Below are 8,982 nucleotides of genomic sequence, written 5' to 3'. Positions count from 1 at the left end.
GGGGAGGGAACCCGAGGGGCGGGGCGCCGGTGGGCCGGTCGGACATCCCGACCGGCCCACCCTCGTCAGTCGGCGTCGCCGGCCGGGCCGTCGGCGGTCGGGGACGCCCCGCTCCCGGGACGCGTACCCAGTGCCTGCGCCTGGATCGCGGTGATCGCCACCGTGGTGACGATGTCCTGCACCAGGGCGCCGCGCGACAGGTCGTTGACCGGCTTGCGCAGCCCCTGGAGCACCGGACCGACCGCCACCGCGCCCGCCGACCGCTGCACCGCCTTGTAGGTGTTGTTGCCGGTGTTCAGGTCCGGGAAGATCAGCACCGTCGCCTGCCCGGCCACATCCGACCCCGGCAGCTTGGTCGCGGCCACCGAGGGCTCGACCGCTGCGTCGTACTGGATCGGCCCCTCCACCGGCAGGTCCGGTCGGCGGGCGCGGACCAGCTCGGTGGCGGAACGCACCTTCTCCACGTCCGCCCCCGAGCCGGAGGTGCCGGTGGAGTAGGAGAGCATCGCGACCCTCGGTTCCACCCCGAACCGGGCGGCGGTGTCGGCGGACTGGACGGCGATGTCGGCCAGCTGCTCGGCGTCGGGGTCGGGGATCACCGCGCAGTCGCCGTACACCAGCACCCGGTCGGCCAGGCACATGAAGAAGACCGAGGAGACGTTGGAGGCGTCCGGCAGGGTCCGGATCACCTCGAAGGCCGGACGGATGGTGGCGGCCGTGGAGTGGGCGGCGCCGGAGACCATGCCGTCGGCCAGGCCCTCGCGGACCATCAGCGTGCCGAAGTAGGAGACCTCGGCGACCACGTCGTGCGCCAGCTCCGGGGTGACGCCGCGGTGCGCCCGCAGCTTCGCGTACAACTCGGCGAACCGCTCGCGCAGCGGGGAGGTCTGGGGGTCCACCACCCGGGCGTGCGCGCCGGGACCCTCGGGGACCTCGTCGGCGGCCAGGAGCGGAAGGTTCAGGCCCAGCTCGCCGGCCCGGCGGCGCACGGCGGTCTCGTCGCCGAGCAGCGTCAGGTCGCAGACCCGCCGCCGCAGCAGCACCTCGGCCGCCCGGAGCACCCGCTCGTCGGTGCCCTCCGGCAGGACCACGTGGCGGCGGTCGGAACGGGCCCGCTCGATCAGCTCGTGCTCGAACATCATCGGGGTGACGCGGCCGTTGCGGGCCACCGAGAGCTGCTCGGTGAGCTGCGCGGTGTCCACGTGCGTCTCGAACAGCCCGAGCGCGATCTCCGCCTTGCGCGGGGTACCGGCGGTCAGTTTGCCCTCCAGCCCGAACAGCTTCTGCGCCGTGGGGAAGGAGCCACCGGGCACCGACAGCACCGGTGTGCCGGGGGCCAGCCGGCCCGCCAGGGTCAGCGTCTCCCCGCCGGGCTTCTCGCCCAGGGTCAGCAGGATGCCCGCGATCGGCGGCGCCCCCGCCGAGTGCGCGGCGAGGGCTCCGACCACCAGATCGGCGCGGTCGCCGGGGGTCACCACCAGGCAGCCCTCGGTCAGGGCGGTGAGGAAGGTCGGGAGCATCGCCCCGCCGAAGACGAAGTCCCGGACGTCCCTGGCCAGACCGTTGTGGTCGCCCAGCAGCACCTCGGCGTCCAGCGCGTCGGCGATCTGCGCCACGGTCGGGGCGGAGAGCGCCGGATCCTCCGGCAGCACGTAGACCGGCTCCGGCAGGTGCCGGCCCAGCTCCCGGGCGGCCTCGCGGGCGTGCGAGTCGCGCACCCGGTTGGCGATCGTCGCGAGCACCTGGCACCCCAGGGAGGTGTAGGCGTGGTGGGCGTTGCGCACCTCGGCCACGATCGCCTCGGCGTCCTGGTCGCGCCCCGCCACCACCGGCAGCACCACGGCACCGAACTCGTTGGCCAGACGCGCGTTGAGCGCCAGCTCGGCGGGCAGCCCGGTGTCGGCGAAGTCGGTGCCCAGGATCACCACCGCCTCGTGCTCCTCGGCCACCGCGTGGTACCGGTCCACCAGCCGGGAGACCAGTTCGTCGGTGCCCTGCTCGGCCTGGAGGGCGCCGGCGGCGGCATAGGTGGTGCCGACCATGGACGCGGCGGGTTGCACCAGGCGGTAGCGGGAGCGCAGCAGGTCCAGGACGGGGTCGGCACCGCCGTGACCGAGCGGTCGGAAGACCCCGACCCGGTCGACCCGCCGGGTCAACAGCTCCATCACCCCCAGCTCGATCACCTGCCGGCCGTCCCCTCGGCCGATGCCGGTCACGTACACGCTGCGCGCCACGCGGGTCCTCGCCTTCCGGGCCGGTCGGCCCGTCGTCGTTCGGGGTCCTCGGTCGGTTCCGTCGTGCGGACGCGCCGGCTCGGGTGGGCCGGGCCCGCCCGCGGGGTGTCGCCGGGTTCGGGACCGGGATCGCCGGGTATCCGAACGGGCGACCACCCGCTCACCCGATCCGTGGTGTCCGCACTCTTGACAGTACCCGTCTCGCCGGGTTAGGCCCCGATCCGGGGGTGGTTCGGATCAGCGTCCCTCCCGGGGCCCGGCCGTGTGACCGGTGCGGAGGCGTGGTACGGGCGTGACACAATCCCGATGGCCCCGAGGGCGCGGCCTCCCGCTTCTCCCCGGCCCACGCCGCCGGGGGTTCGTGAACCCGAGACTTCCCCTACGACCAGGAGAGAGACCCATGCGTATTGGCGTTCTCACCGCGGGCGGAGACTGCCCCGGACTCAACGCCGTGATCCGCTCGGTGGTCCACCGCGCCGTCGTGGACCACGGCGACGAGGTCATCGGCTTCGAGGACGGCTTCAAGGGCCTCCTGGAGGGCCGCTACCGCAAGCTCGACATCAACGCCGTCAGCGGCATCCTCGCCCGGGGCGGCACCGTGCTGGGGTCCAGCCGACTGGAGCGCGGACGGCTCCGGGACGCCTGCGCCAACGCGGAGCAGCTGCGGCGGGAGCTGGGCCTGGACGCGCTCATCCCGATCGGCGGCGAGGGCACCCTCACCGCCGCCAACATGCTCTCCGAGGCCGGCATCCCCGTGGTGGGGGTGCCCAAGACCATCGACAACGACATCTCCGCCACCGACCGCACATTCGGTTTCGACACGGCGGTGATGGTCGCCACCGAGGCCATAGACCGTCTGAAGACCACCGCCGAGTCCCACCAGCGGGTGATGGTCGTCGAGGTGATGGGCCGGCACGCCGGTTGGATCGCGCTGGAGTCCGGCATGGCCGGCGGCGCCCACGGCATCTGCATCCCCGAGCGCCCCTTCCGGGTGGACCGGCTCTGCGACATGGTCGAGGAGCGCTTCGCCCGGGGCAAGAAGTTCGCGGTGATCTGCGTGGCCGAGGGCGCCCGCCCCGCCGAGGGCAGCATGCCCTACGAGAAGGGCGAGATCGACCAGTACGGCCACGAGCGGTTCGCGGGCATCGGCTACCGGCTCGCCGGTGAGCTGGAGAAGCGGCTGGGCAAGGAGGCCCGACCGGTCATCCTCGGCCACGTGCAGCGCGGTGGCGTCCCCACCGCCTACGACCGGGTGCTCGCCACCCGCTTCGGCTGGCACGCGGTGGAGGCCGCCCACCGGGGCGACTTCGGCATGATGACCTCGCTGCGCGGCACCGACATCGTCATGGTGCCGCTCGCCGACGCCACCGCCGAACTCAACCGGGTGCCGCAGAACCGGATGGAGGAGACCGAGGCGGTCTTCTGACCGACCCCGGCCCGACCCCTCCCGGTGGTCGGCCCGGCCCCCGCCCGTCCGGGCCCGGCGTCCCCTCGCGCCGGGCGGCCCGGATCAGCCGATCGGGTGGGCGGCCCCGGACAGATCCGCGGGGTCCGTGTTGGCCCCGCACAGCACGACACAGGGTTCCTCCCCCTCGGCGGGGCGGAACGCGCCGGACCACGGCGCGGCCAGTGCGGTGGCCGCGCCGAACTCGACGGCGATCCGGTGCTCCGCCCACAACCGGCGGCGCGCCGCCACGATCGCCTCGTCCGGCACCAGGAGCGATCGGACACGGTCCGCCCGGGCCCGGCGCAACGCCTCTGCCGAGACCCGCCGCGCCCCCAGCGAGTCCGCCGCCACCGAGGCCACCGGCACGTCCACCGGTTCCCCGGCCTCCAGCGCCGCGCTCAGCGCCCGGGACCCCTCCGGCTCCACCGCCACCACCCGCAGGCCGTGCTCCGCGGCGGCCGTGGCCACCCCGGCGAACAGCCCGCCGCCGCCCACCGCGACCACCAGCGTGGTCACCGACGGGCGGGCCGTCAGGATCTCCTCCACCAGCGTCCCCGCGCCGGCCGCGATCAACGGGTGGTCGTAGGCGTGCGAGGCCAGGGCCCCGGTCTCCGCCGCGAACCGCCGGGCCGCCTCGGCGGCCTCCGCGTACTCCCGGCCCACCGCCTCCACCCGGGCCCCCAGCGCCCGCAGCCGCTCCACCTTCACCGCCGGGGCGTTCTCCGGCACGAACACCGTCGCCGGCACCCCGACCCGCCCGGCCGCCCACGCGCACGCCAGGCCCGCGTTCCCGCCCGAGGCGATGACGATCCCGGCCGCCGGGATCCGGCCCGTCTCCGCCATGGCGGTGGTGAGGTTCAGCGCGCCGCGTGCCTTGAAGGAGCCGGTGTGCTGGAGGTACTCCAGGGCGAACGACATCGGACCGCCCGGCCCCTCCACCGGGGCCACCACCACCGGCCGCACGCCCCCCGCGATCCGTTCCGCGGCGAGCTTCACGTCCCCGTACCCGATCGCACCGTCGGTGTGCGCCCGGGGCGCGGTCCCGTCTCCCGATCCGACCATGTGCCGCTCCGTCCGCTCCCGGGGACCGCGCGCCGGGCGCGGGTCCGTTGCCATCCGCGTTCGACCCTAAGACCTCCCCGACCCTCCCGGGTACGAACGCGGAGGGGAGGACGTACGGGCACCGGCGAGAGGTCTCGGCGGTGCGCCGGTCGTGGCCGGTCGTGGCCGGTCGTGGCCGGTGGGGGACGACGGGGCGATGCGCTCCGATGCGTCCCGGACCGCCCCGCATCGACCCGCATCGACCCGTGGCGTCCGGACCCGCCGGAGCCGGTGCCGGGGTCTCGGCCCGGGCAACGGCCCCGGGCTAGGTTCCCCCCATGGACATCGCGATCACCTCCGGATACGTGCTCCCCGTCGACGGCGACCCCATCGAGGGCGGCACGGTCCTCATCGAGAACGGCCGGATCTCCGCCGTCGGCCCGGACGCCGAGGTCACCGTCCCCGACGGCGTGCGGGTCGTCGACGCGACCGGCAGGTGGGTGCTGCCCGGCCTGGTGGAGGCGCACGGCCACCTCGGCGTGCACGAGGAGGCCGAGGGCTGGGCCGGTCAGGACACCAACGAGATGACCGACCCCAACGGCGCCCGGATGCGCGCCCTGGACGCCATCAACCCCGCCGACACCGGCTTCGCCGACGCCCTCGCCGGCGGCGTCACCACCACCGTGGTCAAGCCCGGCTCCGGCAACCCCATCGGCGGCCAGACCGTCGCGGTGAAGAACTGGGGCCGCACCGTGGACGACATGCTCGTCCGACAGCCCATCAGCGTGAAGAGCGCCCTGGGCGAGAACCCCAAGCGCGTCTACGGGGAGAAGAAGCAACTGCCCTCCACCCGGCAGGGCGTGGCCGCGGTGATCCGCGACGCGCTCACCGCCGCGCAGGACTACCGGGCCCGCCGCGAGCACGCCGCCGCCGAGGGCAAGCCGTTCGACCGCGACCCCGGTCTGGAGGTGCTGGTCCGCGTCCTGGACCGGGAGATCCCCTGGTGCCAGCACACCCACCGCGCCGACGACACCGCCACCGCGCTGCGCCTGGCCGACGAGTTCGGCTACCGACTGATCATCAACCACGCCACCGAGGCGCACCTGATGGCGGACGAGATCGCCCGCCGGGAGATCCCGGTCATCACCGGTCCGCTGTTCACCACCCGCTCCAAGGTGGAGCTGCGCAACCGGACGCTGGCCAACCCCGGCATCCTCGCCCGCGCGGGCGTGAAGCTGGCGCTGACCACCGACCACCCGGTGGTGCCGATCAACTTCCTGATCCTTCAGGCCATCCTCTGCGTCAAGGAAGGGCTGGACCGGGAGACCGCGCTGCGCTCGGTCACCCTCAACCCGGCGGAGATCATGGGCCTGGACGACCGGGTCGGCGCGCTCACCCCCGGCCGGGACGGTGACGTGGTGGTGTGGTCCGGCGATCCGCTGGAGGTGATGAGCCGCCCGCTGCACACCGTGATCGGCGGCCGGGAGGTGTACACCTGGGACGAGGAGCGTCGCGAGGGCACCGTCGCGGATCCCTGGTACCGGGGCTGAGCGGAGTCGAGCCCCGCGGGGCCGGGCGCCGGAGCGATCGGCGTCCGGCCCCGCGGCGGAACACGGGAACACGGGCGACGGGAACGAACGGGAGTGAACACCGGGTGAGCGGGACGCGGGACGGGAACGGCGCGCACGAGGCGGCCGACGCGAGCGGGGCCCCCGGCGCCCGCCGGGACCGCTGGGCGGAGGTGATCGGGGCCCGGGCGGGCTCGGACCGGTACGCGGAGGAGTACGCGGAACGGTTCGCCCGACTGGCCGCCGAGGGAGGGGACCCCCACGGCGAGGCCCGGTTCTGCGACGCCCTGCTGGCCCGGGGCTCACGGGTCCTGGACGCCGGCTGCGGCACCGGTCGGGTCGCCGCCCGCCTCGCCGAACTCGGCCACACCTGCACCGGTGTGGACGTGGACCCCGCCATGCTGGCGGTCGCCCGCCGCACCGCCCCCGGTCCCGACTGGCACCTCGGCGATCTGGTCGCCCTGGACGCCGTCGGCCTGACCCCCGGCTACGACCTGATCGTCGCCGCCGGGAACGTCGTCCCGCTGCTGGCCCCCGGCACCGAGGAGGCGGTCGTCGCGCAGCTCGCCCGCCTCCTGCGCCCCGGTGGCCTGCTGGTGGCCGGCATGGGTCTGGACCCCGCCCACCTGCCACTGGACGAGGCCCCGTTCGGGGCCCGGGAGTACGACGAGTGGTGCGCGGCGGCCGGTCTGGAGCGGCACGTCCGGTACGCCGGCTGGGACGGCGAACCGTTCGAACCGGGGGCCGGTTACCTGGTGGCCGTGCACGCCCGCCCGGCGGAGCCGCTGCTCCCCGAGCATCTCTGAGGCACCGCCCCGGCGCCGCGACGGAACGGGGACGAAACCCCGACCGAACCGATGCGGAACCGATCCCCCCCGACCCCCGGGCGGGCGGGGGCGGGCCCCGTAGACTTTCGCGGACTTCCCGTGTGCGCCGTGGCGGAGGTGTGCGCACCGGATGGATGAGGGGGTTCCGTGAACGAGATCTCGTTCAGCCGCAATCACCGCGACCTGTCCCGCTCCAGCGGGGCGGACGCCGGTTTCCAGTTCGAGTTCCACTGCACCCGGTGCCGGGACGCGTGGCGCTCGCCGTTCGAGCCGTACGCCTCCGGGCGGGCCGCCGACTGGCTGCGGCGCGGGGCGGGGATGCTCGGCCAGGTGCTGGGCGGCAGCAACGGCCACCACGTCAGCCGCGCGGCCGACGGCTTCGCCGACGCCGGCTGGGGCAAGGCCCGCGACGAGGCGTTCCAGCGGGCCATCGACTCGGCCGAGCGGAACTTCAACCGCTGTCCCAAGTGCGTCGGACAGCTCTGCGGAACCTGCTGGAACCCCGGCCTCGGCCTCTGCCTGGGCTGCGCCCCGGACACCGCGACCGAGGTGTCGGTCGCACGGCACCAGGGGCTCAACCGGGAGGCGTCCCGGCGGGCCTCCGAGGTCGGCGAGGCCCGGGCCGCCTCATGGGACGTGGAGACCGAACACACGCTGGTCTGCCCGCGCTGTTCCACCGAGGCCCGGGGCGGGCGCTTCTGCCACGGCTGCGGGTACCAGCTGGAGCTGAAGCCGACCTGCGCCGGGTGTTCGGCGGAGCTCCCGCAGGGAGCGGCCTTCTGCCCGGGCTGCGGGCGCCCCGCCGGCTGAGCCGGGTCCCGGCCCGCACCGGCGGTCCGTGCGGGGGAGCGGCGCGCCGATCGTGCCGCCGCGCCGGTCCGGCGTGCACCGGAACGCCGTCCCCGTGCCCGGCCGTGCCCGGATCCGGGGGATCCGCCGGCCGGGACGCGGCGTGCCGTGCGGGCGGTGCCGCACGCCGGCGCGCGGACCTCCCCCGCGGCCCGGCCCGGGCCGCCCCGCCCGGGACGCGCGAGCACGCGAGGCCCCCTCGGGGCCATCGGTCACCCGCCCGGACGGGGCCCGTCGCGGGAGGGGAGGGGCGCCGGGTGTCAGAACGCCGGTGACTCCCCGGTCGTCCCGGAACCGCCGGGCGACCCCGGGTGCCCCCCGCCGGGTGTCGGACGCCCCGGACCCGGCTCCCCCGGGGAGGACCCGGCGTCCGGGGACCACGGCGGGCCGGGGGACCGGTCGCGCCCCAGCGCCCAGCTGTAGACGTGTTCCGGCCGCCCCTGACTGCCGTACCGGGGGGTTCGATCCACGACCCCCTGGGCGACCAGGTGCTCCAGGTAGCGGCGGGCCGTGACCCGGGCCGCGCCCAGTTCCTCGCCGGCCTCGGCGGCGGTCACCCCGCGCGGCTCGATCCTCCGCAGCAGGTCGACCACGGCGGTCAGCGTGCTGTCGCTCAACCCCTTGGGCACGGGGCCGCCGATGCTGCCGCGCAGCGCGCCGAACGCCCGGTCCAGATCCTGCTGCGCGGCGTCCCCGGCGGGTGCCAGCAGGTGCCGCCGGTACTCGGCGTACCGTTCCAGCTTCTCCCGGAAGGCCGCGAAGCCGAACGGCTTGAGCAGGTACTGCACCACCCCGTGCACCAGCATCGAGCGCACCGTCTCCACGTCCCGGGCCGAGGTGATGGCGATGACGTCCACCAGCAGGCCGCGGGCGCGCAGGGCCCGGCAGACCTCCGAGGTCGGCGAGGCCCGGGCCGCCTCATGGGACGTGGAGACCGAACACACGCTGGTCTGCCCGCGCTGTTCCACCGAGGCCCGGGGCGGGCGCTTCTGCCACGGCTGCTGGTACCAGCTGGA

The 8,982-nt window shown here is 75.2% G+C and carries 7 protein-coding genes; 4 read left to right on the top strand and 3 right to left on the bottom strand.

Translation table 11 applies throughout. From position 1 onward, the window contains the following. Nucleotides 1–65 precede the first annotated feature (65 nt). On the bottom strand, nt 66–2,234 hold the full coding sequence (pta, locus tag FOE67_RS09050; protein WP_182662314.1) for a phosphate acetyltransferase: 2,169 nt from the start codon (nt 2,232–2,234) through the stop codon (nt 66–68). A gap of 400 nt (nt 2,235–2,634) precedes the next feature. Here pta and FOE67_RS09045 point away from each other — a divergent pair, with 400 nt between their 5' ends. Continuing rightward, nucleotides 2,635–3,660 (top strand): ATP-dependent 6-phosphofructokinase, encoded by a 1,026-nt coding sequence (locus FOE67_RS09045; RefSeq protein WP_182662312.1) that lies wholly within the window; start codon nt 2,635–2,637, stop codon nt 3,658–3,660. Nucleotides 3,661–3,744: 84 nt separating this feature from the next. On the opposite strand, the gene FOE67_RS09040 is transcribed toward FOE67_RS09045, so the two are convergent. After that, the gene (locus tag FOE67_RS09040) at nt 3,745–4,743 is read right to left on the bottom strand and encodes a serine/threonine dehydratase (protein WP_182662310.1); all 999 of its coding nucleotides are present in this window, start codon (nt 4,741–4,743) and stop codon (nt 3,745–3,747) included. Nucleotides 4,744–5,060: 317 nt separating this feature from the next. Between FOE67_RS09040 and FOE67_RS09035 the strand changes: the two genes are divergently transcribed. From FOE67_RS09035 to FOE67_RS09025, 3 genes are all read left to right on the top strand, one after another. Further along, on the top strand, nt 5,061–6,272 hold the full coding sequence (locus FOE67_RS09035; RefSeq protein ID WP_182662307.1) for an amidohydrolase: 1,212 nt from the start codon (nt 5,061–5,063) through the stop codon (nt 6,270–6,272). A gap of 191 nt (nt 6,273–6,463) precedes the next feature. Then, complete coding sequence (locus FOE67_RS09030) at nt 6,464–7,096, top strand: class I SAM-dependent DNA methyltransferase (RefSeq protein ID WP_323384538.1); 633 nt, start codon at nt 6,464–6,466, stop codon at nt 7,094–7,096. Between the two features lie 168 nt (nt 7,097–7,264). Next, entirely contained in the window at nt 7,265–7,927 is a 663-nt protein-coding gene (locus FOE67_RS09025; protein ID WP_182662303.1) for a double zinc ribbon domain-containing protein, read from the top strand. A 299-nt stretch (nt 7,928–8,226) separates the two neighbouring features. Here FOE67_RS09025 and FOE67_RS29110 read toward each other — a convergent pair. Continuing rightward, the coding region (locus FOE67_RS29110) for a response regulator (protein WP_228473700.1) at nt 8,227–8,982 on the bottom strand (756 nt) is incomplete at its 5' end.

The organism is Streptomyces calidiresistens, from assembly GCF_014141525.1.
Taxonomy (GTDB): domain Bacteria; phylum Actinomycetota; class Actinomycetes; order Streptomycetales; family Streptomycetaceae; genus Streptomyces; species Streptomyces calidiresistens.
Note: the sequence above shows the minus strand (reverse complement) of the source record. Positions and strands in the feature narration are given on the sequence as shown.